Genomic DNA, 14,692 nt, shown 5'->3' with positions numbered 1-14,692 from the left:
CCGAGTGAACCCGACGACCCACCGGCGCGAGGAAGTCCGTCCATGACCCTGCCCACCCACATGAACGCGGCCCACATCGAGGGACCCGGCCCCGCCGCATCGATCCGGTGGGGCACCCTGCCCGTGCCCCGGCCCGGCCCCACCGACGTCCTGGTCCGCGTCCGCGCCGTGGCCGCCGACCCGGTGGACGCCTTCGTACGGTCCGGGGCCTATCCCACCCCGATGCCGACACCGTTCGTGATCGGTCGCGACCTGGTCGGCGAGGTCGCGGCCGCCGGACCCGGCGCGGCCGGGTACACACCCGGGCAGGCGGTGTGGTGCGCCAGCCTCGGACACGCGGGCCGCCAGGGCTCCTTCGCCGAGTACGCCGTGGTCGCCGCCGACCGCCTCTACCCGGCACCCGCCGACGTCGACCCCGACGACCTCGTCGCCGCCGCGCACCCGGCCGCCAGCGCCTGGCTCGCCCTGTTCCGGCACGGCCGGCTGCGCGCCGGGGAACGCGTGTACGTCGGCGGCGGTGGCGGCAACGTCGGCTCGGCCGCCGTGGCCCTGGCCGCCGCGGCCGGTGCCCGCGTCGTCACCACCGCCCGCACCGACGATTCCGACCGCCTCCGGGATCTCGGCGCCACCGAGGTCCTCGACTACCGGGCGCCGGACCTCACCGACCGGCTGCGCCGCTCCGCGCCCGACGGCTTCGACGTCCACCTGGACACCTCCGGGCACGCCGAGTTGGCCGACGCCGTCGAACTGCTCGCGCGGGGTGGCCGGTTGGTCGCGATGGTCGGCCTGAACAGGACGCCGGCGCTGCCGGTGGGCCGGCTCTACACCCGCGACGCGAGCATCGTCGGCTTCGCCATCAGCAACGCCTCCGTCACGGATCTCGCCGAGGCGGCGGACGGCGTCGTACGCCTGCTCACCACCACGGCGTGGCGCCCCCGGATCACCGACCGCCTGCCCCTGTCCGAGGCGGCGGAAGCCCACCGCCGTCTGGAGACCGGACGCCTCACCGGACGACTCGTGCTGCACCCGTGACACCGGCCCGCGCCGGCGCGCCGTTCGCCCGCCCGCGCCGCCGCGCGAGAAAGGCCCGCCGGGCGTTCGCCGACCGCGCCGACCGTCCGAGAAGCCGACCGTGGCGGCGCCGAGGGCCGGTGGCCGAGCGTGGAGCCGCGCTACACCGAGTCGGGCCGGTCCGGGGAGCGGAGCACGAGGAGGGTGATCTCGCTGGGGGCGAAGACACGGAACGGCGGGCCCCAGAAGCCGGTGCCGCGGCTGGTGTAGAGCAGGGTGCGGGCGCCGTGGCGGCTGAGGCCGGCGAGGGCGGGCTGGTCGACGCGGACCAGGTGGTGGAAGGGCCAGATCTGGCCGCCATGGGTGTGGCCGGAGAGCTGGAGGTCGATGCCGGCGGCTGCCGCCCGGTCGACGAACTTCGGCTGGTGGGCCAGGAGCAGGACGGGCCAGTCGGGGTCGGCGCCGTCCAGGGCCGCGGCGAGGTGGGCGCGATGGCCGGTCAGGCCGGAGGACTCGGCGGTGACGTCGTCCACGCCGGCGACCACCAGGGTGTCGCCGCCGCGTTCGAGCAGCAGATGGCGGTTGCGCAACGGCTCCCAGCCCAGCTCGCCCATCAGGTCGACCCAGCCCTGGGCCTCGCTGTAGTACTCGTGGTTGCCGGTGACGTAGACACGGGCACGGGTCGCCCGCACGGTGGCGAGCGGGGCGGCCTGGGCGTGGCGGCGTTCGGCCGTGCCGTCCGCGATGTCGCCGGTGTGGCAGACCAGGTCGGCTTCCAGGGTGTTCACCGTCTCGCACACCCGCGCCGACCAGCGGGCGCGGTCGAGGGGGCCGTAGTGGGTGTCGGTGATGAGAGCGACGCGGGTGCCGTCCAACCCCGCGCCCAGGCGCGGGAGTCGTACGTCGAGCCGGCGCACGCGCGGCACGCGGCGGGCCTCGGCGTACCCCCAGGCGAGCAGTGCGGCGCTGACGCCGAGGACGGCCCAGGTGACGATGCGGGCCCGGTCCTGGCCCTCGCCGACGCCGGCCACGGTCAGGATGAGCCGCAGCAGGACGCCGAGCAGGACGGACCAGGTGAACAGGACCCAGCTGGTGCCCAGCAGGGTGTCACCGACGATCGCCGCCCGGTCCTGCTGACGCCGGCCGTGGCCGCGCGTCATGGCGAGCGGCATGCCGACGAGGCCGAGGGCGAACAGGGCGGTGCCGGCCAGCGTGACGGGCAGCGGCCAGTGCTGGCCGGTGTGCAGGAGCACCCAGTACGGCACGGCCCACAGCAGGACGGGGGCGATCAGGGGGATGAAGCGCATCAGGCGGTGCAGCCGGCTCTGCCGTGGCGCTCGCGCCTCACTGTCCGCGGGTCGGGTGTCGCTGGTGTCGGTCACGCTTCCCCTCACAAACCAGGCTGCCGTCCCGCGCACTGTATCCGGTCGCCCCGGGGCGGGTCGGACCGGTGTTCGTGGGCACGCCCCTCCCGTAGCCCGCGGTCACGACCGGCGGATCCCCGGGGCTGAGGCGCGGCGGCGCCTCTGCGGCCGCGCGGGACCGGGCCGCGACCGCCGGACCGCGTCGTCCCGTCACTGCCCGGAGCGACTGGTCGTCCCCACCGGCCCGTCGGCGCCGTCCGTCACTCCTCGTCGGCCGACGTCATCGGGACTGTCCTCGCGCGAAGGCCGCCGGGGAGAAGGTGAAGGCCACGTAGGTGCGTCCGCCCGTCTCGAAGGGGGCGGCCTCCGTCATCCCGTAGTGCCGGTGCACGGCCAGGGAGCGCTCGTTGGCCGTCTCGACGAAAGCGACGGCGAGGTCGTAGTCGTCCGCCAGGGCGCGGCTGAGCGTCGTGAGCAGCCGCGTCAGCACTCCGCGCCCTTGGAAACGTTCGTCGACCGCGACCGGGCCGTAGAGGAAGAGCCTGCCCAGGTCGCGCCCGTCCGCCGCCTCGTTGACCGCCGCGACGGCCGCCGAAGCCGGGTGCTGCGGCGGGAGCCGGCCCGGCTCGCTCGTGACCGCGAACCCGGCGAGTTGCCCCGCGGCGTCGGCGACGAAGACGCCCGGGCCGTCCTCGAAACGGCTGAGGAGTTCCTCCGTCAGGCTGCCCTGCACAAAGCCTCGACGCGCCCGTTCCTCGTCGCTGAGGCCCACGCCGCGGGACTTGTCCATGAGGGACAGGATCGCCGAGTGATCTTCCGGACGGGATCTGCGCACGCTGATCGTCATACGGGAGACCCTACGCAGGGCAGGTGTGTCCGTAGCAGTTCGGTCAGGCGTGCGGGGGTGCGGAGCGGCAGGTAGTGGTCGGCGTCCGCGATCGTCTCGCCGCGGGCGCCGGGGATGCCGGTGACCAGTCGTCCGGCGATGGCCGCGATCTCCGGGTGGTCGCGGTCGCCGTGGACGACCAGCGTGGGGGCGGTGATCTCTCCGAGGTGGGGTTCCGCGTCGCGGGCCGGGGGGACGACACAGTGCCGTTCGCTCACCACACGCCGCTCGGCGTTCTCGGCGACCATCGTCTCGATGAGCTCACCGCCCGGAGCCGTGCGGCCCATGGCTGCCCAGATCGTCAGTTCCAGCTCGGCCAGGGCGGCCGTGTCGCCCACGCGCCGGGCCGCGTCGTAGGCGGCCAGTTCTGGACCCGGCGGCCAGGCGTGGCCGCTGACCGAGGCGCCGACCAGGGCCAGCGCGGTGACGCGTCCGGGATGGGCGAGGGCGAAGTCCAGCGCGGTCTCCCCGCCCATGCTCAACCCGACGAGCGCGGCCTGACGCAGCCCGAAGTGGTCGAGGACGGCGCGCAGGTCCTCGACGTCGCCGAACGGCTCGCCCGGCGGTGTGGAACGTCCCAGTCCGCGGGCGTCGTAGCGGATCACGTCGTGGCGGCGGGCCAGTTCGGGCACGACGGCGTCCCACAGGCGGGAGTCCATCCCCGCGCCGTGCAGGAGCACCACCGGGGTGCCGGCGCCGCCGCGCTCGGCCCACAGCCGGCCACCGCCGGGAGCGGGAACGCGGACCGCGCGGGGAGGCACGGCAGGGTGTTCGGAGGAGTCCGGTATCACGCCGCGATCATGTCAGAACGCGCACCGGTCGGTCCGTGACGTCCGGAGGGAAACCGCGGGGCGGGGACGGGCCGACGTCGCGGGGCGGAGAGGTCCGCCCCGTCCGCGCGCTTGCACACCGAGATCGTGCCCACGGCGCCGGTGCGGTGGAGTGCCGCCTGGCCGGTGAACCGGGCGGGCCGCGGGGAGGAGCGCGGCCCGCGACGAGCAGGTGACGCGCCCGGGTGGCTGCTCGCCGAGGCGGTCAGCCTCCGGTGAGGTGGGCCGTCAGGCGGGACAGGAGGGCGACGGACTCGCGCAGCCGCCGCTTCTCCTCGGGGTCGAACGTCTCGCGGATGGCGGCGCCCAGGGCGCCCGCACGGCGGGTGCGTTCCCGCTGGAGGCGGGAGCGGCCGGCGTCGGTGAGGTGAAGCAGGAGCTTGCGCCCGTCGTCGGGATGCCGCTCGCCGCGGACCAGGCCGTCCGTGGTGAGGTCTTTGACCGACTTGGCGGCCGACTGGTGGGTGACGCCGCGCAGGCGGGCGAGGTCCGCCGTGGTCAACGGGCCGCCGCGGTCGAGGAATCCGAGGACGGCGGCCTCGCCGGGAGGCATGGCGTCCACCGCTCGTACCGCCCGGACCAGCTCCCCGAGCGTCTGCCGCAGCTCCTCGGCCAGTGCGTCTTCGTCCATGGCGTCATCCTACCCGCGGTCGCGTAAGCTAGTTGTACAGTTAGGTTGTACAAAAGAGTTTATGCAGAAACGAAAGGGTGTGTCGGCCATGGAGCTCACCAAGTTCGGTCACGCGTGTGTGCGGCTCGAGAAGGACGGGCGCCGCCTGGTCATCGACCCGGGCGGTCTGAGCGACCCGAGGGCGCTGGACGGCGCCGACGCCGTGCTCGTCACGCACGAGCACTTCGACCACTTCTCGGAGGAGACGCTGCGCCGGGCGGCCGCGGCGCGTCCGGAGCTGCGCATCTGGACCGACTCGTCCGTCGCGAAGCGACTGGACGGCCTCGGCGCGCAGGTGACCGCCACCGGGGACGGGGACGCCTTCAGCGCCGCCGGCTTCGACGTCCGGGTCCACGGCGCCTGGCACGCGGTCATCCACCCCGATGTCCCGCGCATTCCCAACATCGGTTTCCTGGTGGACGAGACCCTCTTCCACCCGGGCGACGCCCTGACCGTCCCCGGCACTCCGGTCGACACACTGCTGTTGCCCGTGCACGCTCCCTGGTCCACCGTCGGCGATCTGATCGACTACGTGCGCGAGGTCGCCCCCCGCGACGCGTACGCCGTGCACGACGGCGCCCTCAACGACGTCGGCACCGCGATGGTCGAGGGCTTCCTCGGCGAGCGGGGCCCTGGGGTCCCGGCCTTCTACCATCGGCTGACCCCGGGCACGAGCACCCGCGTCGACTGAGGCCCGGCCTCCCGCCGGCCCCGGTGAACACGTGGGGCCGGCAGGCGGAGGGCGTCGGTACGCGCCCCTTCACGACCCTGGTACCGGTACTGGTGCCGGGGCCGTGGAGGCCGGATCAGCCGGAGGCGTCGAGGAGGTCGAGGGCGCTCTGCTGGCAGCCGTAGTCGCCGGCGCCGCCGCCACCGGCCCAGTGCGGACCGTACTGGTCGAGGGCGTTGCGGTCCTTGCTCCAGGCGGTGTCCGCCCAGCTGCGCAAGGTCGTGGTGTAAGGGTGGTCGCCTAGTCGGGTGTTGAGCTTGCCCAGCCCGCGGACGTACGCGCCCTTGAAGGTCGGACCGTCGCCGGTGCAGGCGTCGCCCTCGCCGGGTTCGCGCAGCACGCCGCCCGACTGGAGCCTGACGGTGGAGGCGCCCGCCAGGGTGCGTGCCGAGTCCAGCAGGCTCGCGTCGCCGGTCGCCTTGTACAGTTCGGTCAGCCCGCCGAGCACGACGCCCTGGTTGTACGTCCACGTCGGCTGGCCGTTGTTGACGCAGGCGTCGCTCAGCCCGTCGTTGATCATGTGGTCGCCGTTGATCATGCCGCTCCTCAGGAACCAGGCCCATTCGTTCTTCGCCTCGCCCAGATAGGCCGTGTCACCGGGGATCCGGTTGTGCAGCGCCGAAGTCAGCGACAGGAACAGCTCGTTGGTGATCGCGTTCTTGTAGTTGCCGTTCGTGTTCCAGCGCACACCGCCGCCGCAGGTGGAGTTCCAGTTCGCGTACATGTGGTCGGCGTCCGCGCGGGCGGTGGCGAGGTAGCGGCTGTCACCGGTGAGGTCGTACGCGTCCACCCAGGCGAGACCCCACCAGCCGGTGTCGTCGAGGTACTCGTTGGTGAACCTGCCGCCCTGCGCGTTGATGTTCGCGTCGTAGGTCTCGGCGATCGCGTACCGGTAGCTGCCCATGCCGGTGACCCGGATGTTGTCGATGATCGCGGTCAGCGCGTTGGCGGAGGTCCACCAGCCGTTCCCGCCGAAGAGCTTGGTGCCCCGGTCGAACGACATCATCAACGCGGTGGCGGCGGCCGTCCGCCGGTCGCCGGCGTTCCAGGTGGTCCGCGCCCAGGCCGTGCACGCGATGCTGCCGGCGACCTGTCCGCAGGCGCGCAGCGCGCCGACGCCCTCGGTGTTCCAGTCGTCGACGTTGTACATGAGCGTCCGCCAGCCGCTGTTCCCGGCCGGCACCCTGGTGTCGCCGAGCTTGCTGCCGCTCGACCAGGTCCGGCCGCCGTCCATCGAGCGGTCCAGCCAGACCTCGTCGCCGGCCGCGCCCTTCTCGATGGACGCCCAGCCCATGGCGTCGGAGTCGTCGAAATGCAGCACGATCGAGCGGGACTGGAGGGCGGCGCTGACGGGCTGCCGGTCCTGTGGGCTCAGCGCCGGATCCCGGGTGTCGCAGAACTTGTCGCAGATCGCGGCGTTCGCCTCGAGCGCGGAGGCGCCCTCGGCGATACCGGTGGACATCGTTGTCATAGCCAGTGCGAGCACCGCGGCCCGTACGGATCTCTTCACGCCCATGGGGGACTCCTGATCCTTGCCTGATGCGTGGGGGCACACCGCCGAACGCCGGAGAGCGCTCTCATGGGAAGCTAGCCAGCCGCCGGAAGGCCGTCAATCGTTCGAGCACAGGTCGGACGTCCGGGAACCGAACTTCACTGGACTCCTGGCGACTTGACGCCGCCCCGGGAGGGGCCGTCGTGGTTCCCGCCGTCCCGCTGCCGCTCAGTGCACGTCGAACTCGTAGCCGTGCCGGATGTCCGCGGGGCAGCTGAACACCCGGAGGTCTCCCCATCGGCCCACGGTGATACGGGTGGTGTCGTCACTGGCCACGGTGAACAGGAGTCTCATGGGGGTGTCGCACTCCCGGCAGCGGAACTCCCACGGGTCCGTGAGGTGCCAGGTGGGCCGGGGCCCGGGCGTCCCCGCCGTCGGATGGAGGACGACCGCGGGCCGGGCATAGGGAGCGAGAGCGGGGACCGCGGCGAGAATGGCCTCGGTGGAGGGTCGGTGGGAGTACGGCGGCACGATCGGACGTTGCGCGGGCATCCTCACCGAAGCAACCGCCTGACCAGGCACCCCGTCGGCGACGCGGTACGAGGACCCGCCGTTCGACAGGGACCGGCAGGGCCCTCGCGACCGTACGGCCGTCAGGCGCCCCGGGCCGAGGAGGCCAGGCCGACGAACCCCGCCCACGCCGTGCGCGAGACGGTGAGCACGGGCCCTGCGGCAGCCTTCGAGTCCCGCACGTGCACGGTTCCCGTACCGGTTGCGACCTCTACGCATTCGCCGCCCTCGGCTCCGCTGTAGCTGCTCTTGAACCAGGCGAGGCCGGATGCGACGGTCGAGGACTCAGCGTTGTTCATAGCGATCCCAGCAACCCTTCGATGAGCTCCAGTGACTCCCGCGAAGTGAGAGCCTGTGACCGGATGATCCCATAGCGGGCAGCAGCGAGAGCCGTCTGTTCCGGGTCGGTCTGGAGAGCACTGGTCCCCTGGGCTTCGGCGTAGACGAACTTCTTGCCGTCCTTGCGTGTGACCAGTGTGAACGGCCCGTCCACGCCCGCATTGACCTCGCAGTCGAGCGGCATGACCTGAATCGCGACGTTCCGCTTCTGGCCGACGAGGAGCAGGTGCTCCAACTGCCCTCGTAGCACCGGCTTTCCGCCGTACGGGTGCCGCAGCACCGCCTCCCCGATCACGAAGCTCAGGAGCGGGGCCGGCCAGCGGTCGAAGATGTCCTGCCGGGCCAGCCGCGCCGCGACCCGTTGCTCAATGGTCTCCTCGTCCAGGATCGGACACCGCATCCCCAGCACTGCCCGCATGTACTCCTCGGTCTGTACCAGACCGTTCAACACGAGGGTGCTGTAGGAGAGCAGTTCCATGGCCTCCTTCTCCAAAACCGCCATCCCCTGGAAGAACACCGGGTACTGGGCCCGCTCCACCTCCGCCTTCCACAAGCACAGCAACCCGTCCGCGTCCAGCGCCCCGTCGGCCTGGTCGATCGTCCTGGGCGACGGGATCCTCCGTCCCTGTTCGAACGACGCGATCGTGGACGCCGAGTAGCCGAGCCGTCTGCCCAACTCCTCGCGGTCCAGCCCCTTGCGCAGCCGCAGCGCCTTCATGGTCTGCCCGAACGCGAGGACCACGCCCTTGGCGGCCCCGTCCTCCGGCCTCCGCCCGTCCCGGTCCTCGCTTTCCCAGCCGTCCCCGAGGCCCGTCGCCGTCCCGTCGACCGCTGCGACGGACCCGTCGTCCGTCCCCGTACCCTTGGTCATCACCACCACCTCACCGGCTCAACGCCCCCACGGGAGGCGTCGTCACGCCGCGCGCCGCGTACCCCTGCCGACACCGCGCGTACAACCGGCCCGCGTCGGTGCGTCACCACTGGTCACGCTACGCGACCGGCGCGACCCTTGTCGGCATGACGACGAATCCCGCCGGAACCGACAGCCTCACGCAACCCGGCGGCCACAGCACCCACTTGCCCGCTTCCGCGGTTCCGCCCGCCCACGCGTTCGCGATGCGCTTCACCTCCACGCCGCGCGGCGCCCGTCTCGCGCGCCGTCTGACGGCCGTGCGCCTGGACGCGTGGGGGATCCCGTACGACTGCGCGTCCCATGACGCGATCGTGCTGATCGTCGCCGAACTCACCGCCAACGCCGTGCGGCACGGCCACGTGCCCGGCCGTGACTTCCACCTGCGGGTGGAACTGACCCGCCGGGCGCTGCCGTCCGCGTGGCCGGGCACCGGCACCGCCCGGGTCGAGGTCACCGACACCCGCGCCGAACACGTACCGCCCCGCCCCACCGCGCTCGCCGGGCCGGACGTCGAGGGGACCGGCGGCCGGGGGCTTCTCCTCGTCGCCGGACTCGCCACCCGCTGGGACTGGCACCCGCGGCCGGACGGCCCGGGGAAGACGGTCTGGGCGGAGTACGTGCTGCCGGGGTGAGGGGCGCCGCCCGTGGCCGCGGACCTTCGGCGGCGGCGCAGGCCGCGGGGCGACCGGCCGTGGTGTCACCGCCCGACCCGACACGCGCGTCGCCGCCCCTTGCCGCTCCCGCGGTCCGCGCCGCCGTGGATCGCGCGACATGACGCGGCTACGTTCACACGGCCATTCGTTTACCTCCTCTTTGTCAACGCATGGTGATCTGACTCCCGTCGGACCACGCATCCGGTCACCGGACGCCCCAAGGAGTCACTTCATGCGCAGATCCACCCGCCGCCACCTCACGGTCGCGACCGCGCTGGTCGCGGCGACCACGGCCGCCGTCGCGATCACCACCGCCGCCGGCGCCACCGACGGCAAGGAGCACGCGATCCACGCGATCCAGGGCGGGAAGGCGAAGAACGTCATCCTGCTCATCGGCGACGGCATGGGCGACTCGGAGATCACCCTCGCCCGGGACTACACCGTGGGCGCGGCCGGGCGGCTGAACATGGACGCGTTCCCGCTCACCGGCGCCTACACCACGTACGCGGTCCACGCGGACGGCACCCCGGACTACGTCACCGACTCGGCGGCCAGCGGCACCGGCTGGGCCACCGGCGTGAAGACGGTGAACGGCCGCATCTCCAAGACCCCCGGCGGCGACAAGCCGGTACGGACCCTGCTGGAGCTGGCCCAGCGCAACGGTTACGCCACCGGCGACGTCACCACCGCCGAACTCACCGACGCCACCCCGGCCGTCCTCGCCTCCCACGCCACCGACCGCTCCTGCCAGGGCCCGGCCGACATGGCCAAGTGCCCCAAGGACACGATCGCCGCCGGCGGGCCGGGCTCGATCGCCGAGCAGGAGGTCGACCACAAGGTCGACGTCCTCTTCGGCGGCGGCAAGCAGCGGTTCGACCAGAAGATCGCCGACGGCAGGCACAAGGGACTGACGGTCACCGAGAAGGCGCGGAAGCTGGGGTACCAGGTCGTCACCGACGACGCGTCGATGAAGGCGGCCAAGCCGGGCCGGCCGGTTCTCGGTCTGTTCGCCCCGGGCAACGTGCCCACCGAGTGGACCGGCAGGACGGCCGCGGTCGGCGGTACGGACCCGCAGCGGTGCGTCACCTCCAACTCGGGCCGCCCGTCCACCACCCCCACGCTCGCCGACTCCGCCGCGAAGGCGATCCAGGTGCTGGAGGCCAAGCAGAAGGCGAACCGTTCCCAGCAGGGCTTCTTCCTGCAGATCGAGGGCGCCTCGATCGACAAGCAGGATCACTCCGCCGACCCCTGCGGCCAGATCGGTGAGACCGTGGCCTTCGACCGTGCGGTGAAGGTGGCCCGGGACTATGCGGCCAAGCACCCGGACACGCTGGTCGTCACCACCGCCGATCACGGCCACACCAGCCAGATCGTGCCCCTGGAGGCCACCCCGCCCGGCCTGTCCTCCACGCTCGTCACCGACGAGGGCCAGCGGCTGAAGGTCAACTACTCGACCAACACCCCGGGCCAGTCCCAGGAGCACACCGGCACCGAGGTCCGGATCGCCGCCCAGGGCCCGCTGGCCTACCGTGTCCTCGGCGTCACCGACCAGACCGACCTCTTCACCACGATCCGCGAGGCGCTGCGCCTTCGCTGAATCCGGCGACGACCGGCGTCGCGGCGGGAGGCGGAGCCCGTCGCGGCGCCGGCCGTACCGTGGGGCGGCCGACGAGGCCGCCTCCCGGCACGGCCCGCGCCGGGCGCAGCGGCCGGCCCTCAGGCGCGGCAGCGCAGCATCTCCAGCGGGGGGTTGGCCAGGAGGTCCGCCCAGAAGTCGGCGCCGAACCCACGACCGTCTCTTCCGCGAACTCACGGTCGGCGCGGGCGCGGCGGGCGTCTTCCCCGTCTACGACCGGGCCCCGGAGGCGAAGTACCCCACCCAGGTGGAGCAGAACTACGCCGTGGGCCGCTGGGTCGCCGAGCACGGTGCGGAGCACGGACTGGACGTCTCGCGCGTCGCGGTCACCGGCGAGTCGGTCGGCGGCCGCATGTCGGCGGTGTTCGCGCTGATGAACAAGGAGCGCGGCGGCCTCGACCTCAAGGCGCAGGTCCTGCTCTACCCGGTGACCGATGCCGCCTTCGACACCCCGTCCTACCTCCAGTTCGCCGAGGGCTACTACCTCACCCGCGACGCCATGAAGTGGTTCTGGGACGCCTACACCACCGACCCCGCCCAGCGCGCCGAGGTGTACGCCTCCCCGCTCCAGGCGTCCCTGGACCAGCTCCGGGGCCTGCCCACCACCTGGTCGTCACCGACGAGGCCGACGTCCTGCGCGACGAGGGGGAGCAGTACGCCAACAAGCTGCGCGAGGCCGGGGTGGACGTCACCTCGGTACGGGTGGCCGGCATGGTCCACGACTTCCTGCTGCTGGACAGCCCGCGCGACACCCGCGCAGCCGTCGTCGCCCGCAAACTCGCCGTCGACGCCCTCAGGACGGCCCTGCACGGCGACTGAGACGCCACCGGGCGAGCGGGACGCCCACGGGCGAACCGGAGCCGAAGAGAGAGCCCGGCGGGTTTCCGCGGCTCAGGGTGCGCAGGCGCCGCCGACGGGTGGTGCGGGGCGGTTCAGACGCCAGACCACGTCGACGCCGCGGCAGGAGGGAGCCGCGGGCGGCATCGCCTCTTCGTGCCCGATCTCGGTGAACCCCAGCCGACGCGGGACGCCGGCACTGGAGGTGTTGGCCACGTCGTGCGTGATCTCGAGGTACCGCACCTGCGGCAGGGTGAACATCTCGGTGACCAGGGCCGCCGTGGCTCTCGTGGCGATGCCCCGGCCGACGGCGGCGGGGTGCAGCCAGTACCCCATCCGCCATCCCGGAGGTTCGGCCTCGACGCGGTAGGCCTGACACATGCCGACGAGCGTGCCGCCCTCGCTCACCGCGTAGTTGAAGGTCTCGCCGCGCACCCAGTTCGACTCGGACTTGGCCAGGAACTCCCGGGCTCTCTCCTCGCTGTGGCCGGCGACCCACGGCATCCACGGACGCAGGTGGTCCGAGGACTCCTCGATCAACTTGGACACCCGGGCGACATCGTCCTGCCGCCACCGTCGCAGGACGATGTCCCCGCACTCGATGATCTGATTCGGTCGGTCCATGGCAGCCATGATTGTTTCACCGAACGGGTCACCGCAACGAGACGAAGAGACGGACAGACGCGGCGAGTTCGCGCGGGACCCTCCTGCGAGAGGCCGAACAGCACGGCACCGGCCGCGCGTTCACCGGGCGGCTCGCCGCCGTCCGCCCGGCCGGTCGCCCGTCCGGACCGGTCGCCGCGTCGCGGACCTCGGGGTCCTGCCCCGCACCACGCGATCAGCGCTCGGACGCGTCCGGGTCGGGCTCCGGCCCGGGCCCGGCCCTGCTCGGCGTACGCGGCCCGATGGCGATACCGCTACGTGGGCAGCAAGGACGGACTCGCCGACCTGATGGCCGACGAGATCTACGGCCTGATCCACGTCGAGCGGGGCAAGGGCTGGCGGGCCGCGCTCGCCGGGCTCGGCCGCACCGGCTGGGAGGCCGTACGGCCCCACCCCTGGTTCGCCCGGCTCGCCTTCAGCCGCCCCCCGCTCGGCCCCGACGCCCTGCGCCTGTACGACGACGCGCTCGCCGAACTCGAACCGCTCGGGCGGGACGCCGCCACCCGCATGGGCTTCGTCAACACGGTGCTCGGCCACGTCCTCGGCTCCGGGCTCGCCCTGCTGGAGGAACGGGCCATGCGCGCCCGCGCCGGCGTGAGCGCCGACAGCGACCTGGAGAAGGCCGCCGCCCCCTACCTCGAACGGATCGCGGCCGAGGGCCGCCACCCCCACTTCACCCGCTGGGCCGCCGACCCGGGGCGGCACACCGAACCGCCCCAGTCCTTCGAACGCGTTCTCGGCTGGCTGCTCGACGGCCTCGCCACCCAGCTCTCCGACCCGGACGGGGGACGGCAGCGGCCGGCCCTCGCCTCAGCCGATCATGACCACCCGGGCCCACGGCGGCGGGGCGTCCGGGACGTAGTCGGGGTCGTTCTCGTCCGCGGACGGCGCGGGGCGCGGGAAGAGCCCCACGACCGTACGGCAGGACGGCTGCGCGGAGGGCCACGGGGTCTGGCCGTCCGTCAGGGCGACGATGACGTCCGGGCGCGGCCGGGAACCGAGCGCCCGCGCGAAGCCGGAGCGCAGGTCCGTCCCCCCGCCGCCGACCAGCTCGATGCTCTCGGCGCGGCACAGCGGGACGGCGACGCCGGCCGCCGCGTCGCAGGAGATCACCGAGACCAGATCCCGCCGCCCGCCCACCGCCCGGGAGATCGCCGCCACCTCCAGCAGCGCACCGCCCAGCTCGGCGTCGCTCACCGACCCGGAGGTGTCGATCACCACGCACACCCGGGGCGGCGTACGGCGCAGGCTCGGCAGCACCACCCCGGGCACACCGGCCGAGCGCCGGGAGGGACGCCGGTAGCTGTGGTTCTCGCCCACGCCCGGCGCACCCGCCGCCGAGCGGACCGCCGCCCCGAGCAACTGCCGCCACGGCTGCGGCGGGTGGAACGCCTCGTCCGCCCACCGGCGCCACCCCTCCGGCGCCTCGCCCGGCCGGCCCTTGATCCCCTCGGCCACCCGGAAACGGACCGCGTCCCGCTGCTGCCTGGTCAGTCCGTGCGCCCCGTCCGGACCCAGCTCCCACGGCCGGGCCTGGCCGTCGGCCCCGCTGCCGCAGTCGAGCCAGGCCAGGTCGGCGGCGAGCGCGGACATCGACGCCGTCCGCAGGTACTCCTCCATCAGCAGCCCGTCCGTCAGCCGCAGCAGCGACGGCACCGCCGCCCCGCCGGGCAGGGGCAGACCGTCGCCGTAGATGTCGTCGTTGATCTCGAAGTCGGCCGCGATGTTCCGCCGCAGCCGCTCGCCCGGCCCGTACTCCTCGTGCTCGCGCGCGTACCGCTCACCGCGCCCGTGGTGGTCGCGGAGCAGATGGGAGACCTCGTGCACCCAGACGCCCGCCAGCTCCTCCACCGGGGTGCGCGCCACGAAGCCGGGGGAGACGTAGCAGCGCCAGTGGGCGTCCACCGCCATCGTCGGCACCGACCGGTCCTCGACCACGTGCAGCGCGAAGAGCGCGTCGGCCAGATAGGGGCGCACCCGCACGGCGTGCAGCCGGGCGGCGAGCAACTTGTCCATGTCGAGCCGGAGTCGCGGACCGTCGCCCGGGCCGCCCGGGCCGTCCGGCGGCCGTCCCACGGCGCCCCGCACCGGGGGCACC

The 14,692-nt window shown here is 73.3% G+C and carries 14 protein-coding genes and 2 pseudogenes; 6 read left to right on the top strand and 10 right to left on the bottom strand.

Features of this window, described 5'->3' with window-relative positions; genetic code table 11:
* Positions 1–42: 42 nt before the first annotated feature.
* Complete coding sequence (locus ACH5A8_RS29775; protein WP_399007066.1) at positions 43–1,032, top strand: NADPH:quinone reductase; 990 nt, start codon at positions 43–45, stop codon at positions 1,030–1,032.
* A gap of 140 nt (positions 1,033–1,172) precedes the next feature.
* Here ACH5A8_RS29775 and ACH5A8_RS29770 read toward each other — a convergent pair whose 3' ends face one another.
* From ACH5A8_RS29770 to ACH5A8_RS29755, 4 genes are all read right to left on the bottom strand, one after another.
* A complete protein-coding gene (locus ACH5A8_RS29770; RefSeq protein ID WP_399007065.1) occupies positions 1,173–2,393 on the bottom strand; it encodes a metallophosphoesterase in 1,221 nt (406 codons plus the stop codon).
* A 262-nt stretch (positions 2,394–2,655) separates the two neighbouring features.
* Positions 2,656–3,222, bottom strand: coding sequence for a GNAT family N-acetyltransferase (locus ACH5A8_RS29765; protein ID WP_399007064.1), 567 nt, complete (start codon positions 3,220–3,222; stop codon positions 2,656–2,658).
* The gene (locus ACH5A8_RS29760) at positions 3,219–4,052 is read right to left on the bottom strand and encodes an alpha/beta fold hydrolase (protein ID WP_399007063.1); all 834 of its coding nucleotides are present in this window, start codon (positions 4,050–4,052) and stop codon (positions 3,219–3,221) included. The genes ACH5A8_RS29765 and ACH5A8_RS29760 overlap by 4 nt, the downstream gene beginning before the upstream one ends.
* A 244-nt stretch (positions 4,053–4,296) precedes the next feature.
* Positions 4,297–4,722: a MarR family winged helix-turn-helix transcriptional regulator gene (locus ACH5A8_RS29755; protein WP_399007062.1), complete on the bottom strand. Its 426-nt coding sequence runs from the start codon at positions 4,720–4,722 to the stop codon at positions 4,297–4,299.
* Between the two features lie 88 nt (positions 4,723–4,810).
* On the opposite strand from ACH5A8_RS29755, the gene ACH5A8_RS29750 reads away from it, so the two are divergent.
* The gene (locus tag ACH5A8_RS29750) at positions 4,811–5,452 is read left to right on the top strand and encodes an MBL fold metallo-hydrolase (RefSeq protein WP_399007230.1); all 642 of its coding nucleotides are present in this window, start codon (positions 4,811–4,813) and stop codon (positions 5,450–5,452) included.
* Positions 5,453–5,567: 115 nt separating this feature from the next.
* Here ACH5A8_RS29750 and ACH5A8_RS29745 read toward each other — a convergent pair whose 3' ends face one another.
* The 4 genes from ACH5A8_RS29745 to ACH5A8_RS29730 form a co-directional block, all read right to left on the bottom strand.
* Entirely contained in the window at positions 5,568–6,962 is a 1,395-nt protein-coding gene (locus tag ACH5A8_RS29745; RefSeq protein WP_399007229.1) for a glycoside hydrolase family 76 protein, read from the bottom strand.
* 249 nt (positions 6,963–7,211) lie between these two features.
* Positions 7,212–7,337: a hypothetical protein gene (locus ACH5A8_RS29740; protein WP_399007061.1), complete on the bottom strand. Its 126-nt coding sequence runs from the start codon at positions 7,335–7,337 to the stop codon at positions 7,212–7,214.
* A gap of 299 nt (positions 7,338–7,636) precedes the next feature.
* The gene (locus ACH5A8_RS29735; RefSeq protein WP_399007060.1) at positions 7,637–7,852 is read right to left on the bottom strand and encodes a DUF397 domain-containing protein; all 216 of its coding nucleotides are present in this window, start codon (positions 7,850–7,852) and stop codon (positions 7,637–7,639) included.
* On the bottom strand, positions 7,849–8,763 hold the full coding sequence (locus ACH5A8_RS29730; protein ID WP_399007059.1) for a Scr1 family TA system antitoxin-like transcriptional regulator: 915 nt from the start codon (positions 8,761–8,763) through the stop codon (positions 7,849–7,851). The genes ACH5A8_RS29735 and ACH5A8_RS29730 overlap by 4 nt, the downstream gene beginning before the upstream one ends.
* Before the next feature lie 146 nt (positions 8,764–8,909).
* Between ACH5A8_RS29730 and ACH5A8_RS29725 the strand changes: the two genes are divergently transcribed.
* The 3 genes and pseudogenes from ACH5A8_RS29725 to ACH5A8_RS29715 all read left to right on the top strand — a co-directional run.
* Positions 8,910–9,437 (top strand): ATP-binding protein, encoded by a 528-nt coding sequence (locus ACH5A8_RS29725; protein WP_399007058.1) that lies wholly within the window; start codon positions 8,910–8,912, stop codon positions 9,435–9,437.
* Between the two features lie 253 nt (positions 9,438–9,690).
* Complete coding sequence (locus ACH5A8_RS29720) at positions 9,691–11,055, top strand: alkaline phosphatase (RefSeq protein WP_399007057.1); 1,365 nt, start codon at positions 9,691–9,693, stop codon at positions 11,053–11,055.
* Positions 11,056–11,239: 184 nt separating this feature from the next.
* Positions 11,240–11,913 (top strand): annotated as a pseudogene (locus ACH5A8_RS29715) (alpha/beta hydrolase); the annotation flags it as partial.
* Positions 11,914–11,985: 72 nt separating this feature from the next.
* On the opposite strand, the gene ACH5A8_RS29710 reads toward ACH5A8_RS29715, so the two are convergent.
* Positions 11,986–12,555: a GNAT family N-acetyltransferase gene (locus ACH5A8_RS29710; protein ID WP_399007056.1), complete on the bottom strand. Its 570-nt coding sequence runs from the start codon at positions 12,553–12,555 to the stop codon at positions 11,986–11,988.
* A gap of 327 nt (positions 12,556–12,882) precedes the next feature.
* On the opposite strand from ACH5A8_RS29710, the pseudogene ACH5A8_RS29705 reads away from it, so the two are divergent.
* Positions 12,883–13,302, top strand: a pseudogene (locus ACH5A8_RS29705) (TetR/AcrR family transcriptional regulator C-terminal domain-containing protein); the annotation flags it as partial.
* A 102-nt stretch (positions 13,303–13,404) separates the two neighbouring features.
* Here the strand turns inward: ACH5A8_RS29705 and ACH5A8_RS29700 are convergent.
* Positions 13,405–14,610, bottom strand: a complete 1,206-nt coding sequence (locus tag ACH5A8_RS29700) for a VWA-like domain-containing protein (protein ID WP_399007055.1) — start codon at positions 14,608–14,610, stop codon at positions 13,405–13,407.
* Positions 14,611–14,692: the final 82 nt, after the last annotated feature.

The sequence above is a fragment of the Streptomyces sp. NPDC018610 genome, from assembly GCF_044391765.1.
Taxonomy (GTDB): domain Bacteria; phylum Actinomycetota; class Actinomycetes; order Streptomycetales; family Streptomycetaceae; genus Streptomyces.
The sequence above is the reverse complement of the archived record's forward strand: the minus strand, read 5'-3'. Positions and strand labels throughout refer to the sequence as shown.

Excerpts from the sequence above, each read along its gene's own strand:
- ACH5A8_RS29725 (WP_399007058.1), top strand. The coding sequence starts at position 8,910 with ATGACGACGAATCCCGCCGGAACCGACAGCCTCACGCAACCCGGCGGC.
- ACH5A8_RS29700 (WP_399007055.1), bottom strand. The coding sequence starts at position 14,610 with ATGGACAAGTTGCTCGCCGCCCGGCTGCACGCCGTGCGGGTGCGCCCC.
- ACH5A8_RS29750 (WP_399007230.1), top strand. The coding sequence starts at position 4,811 with ATGGAGCTCACCAAGTTCGGTCACGCGTGTGTGCGGCTCGAGAAGGAC.
- ACH5A8_RS29710 (WP_399007056.1), bottom strand. The coding sequence starts at position 12,555 with ATGGACCGACCGAATCAGATCATCGAGTGCGGGGACATCGTCCTGCGA.
- ACH5A8_RS29765 (WP_399007064.1), bottom strand. The coding sequence starts at position 3,222 with ATGACGATCAGCGTGCGCAGATCCCGTCCGGAAGATCACTCGGCGATC.
- ACH5A8_RS29735 (WP_399007060.1), bottom strand. The coding sequence starts at position 7,852 with ATGAACAACGCTGAGTCCTCGACCGTCGCATCCGGCCTCGCCTGGTTC.
- ACH5A8_RS29775 (WP_399007066.1), top strand. The coding sequence starts at position 43 with ATGACCCTGCCCACCCACATGAACGCGGCCCACATCGAGGGACCCGGC.
- ACH5A8_RS29740 (WP_399007061.1), bottom strand. The coding sequence starts at position 7,337 with ATGAGACTCCTGTTCACCGTGGCCAGTGACGACACCACCCGTATCACC.
- ACH5A8_RS29745 (WP_399007229.1), bottom strand. The coding sequence starts at position 6,962 with ATGACAACGATGTCCACCGGTATCGCCGAGGGCGCCTCCGCGCTCGAG.
- ACH5A8_RS29730 (WP_399007059.1), bottom strand. The coding sequence starts at position 8,763 with ATGACCAAGGGTACGGGGACGGACGACGGGTCCGTCGCAGCGGTCGAC.
- ACH5A8_RS29720 (WP_399007057.1), top strand. The coding sequence starts at position 9,691 with ATGCGCAGATCCACCCGCCGCCACCTCACGGTCGCGACCGCGCTGGTC.
- ACH5A8_RS29755 (WP_399007062.1), bottom strand. The coding sequence starts at position 4,722 with ATGGACGAAGACGCACTGGCCGAGGAGCTGCGGCAGACGCTCGGGGAG.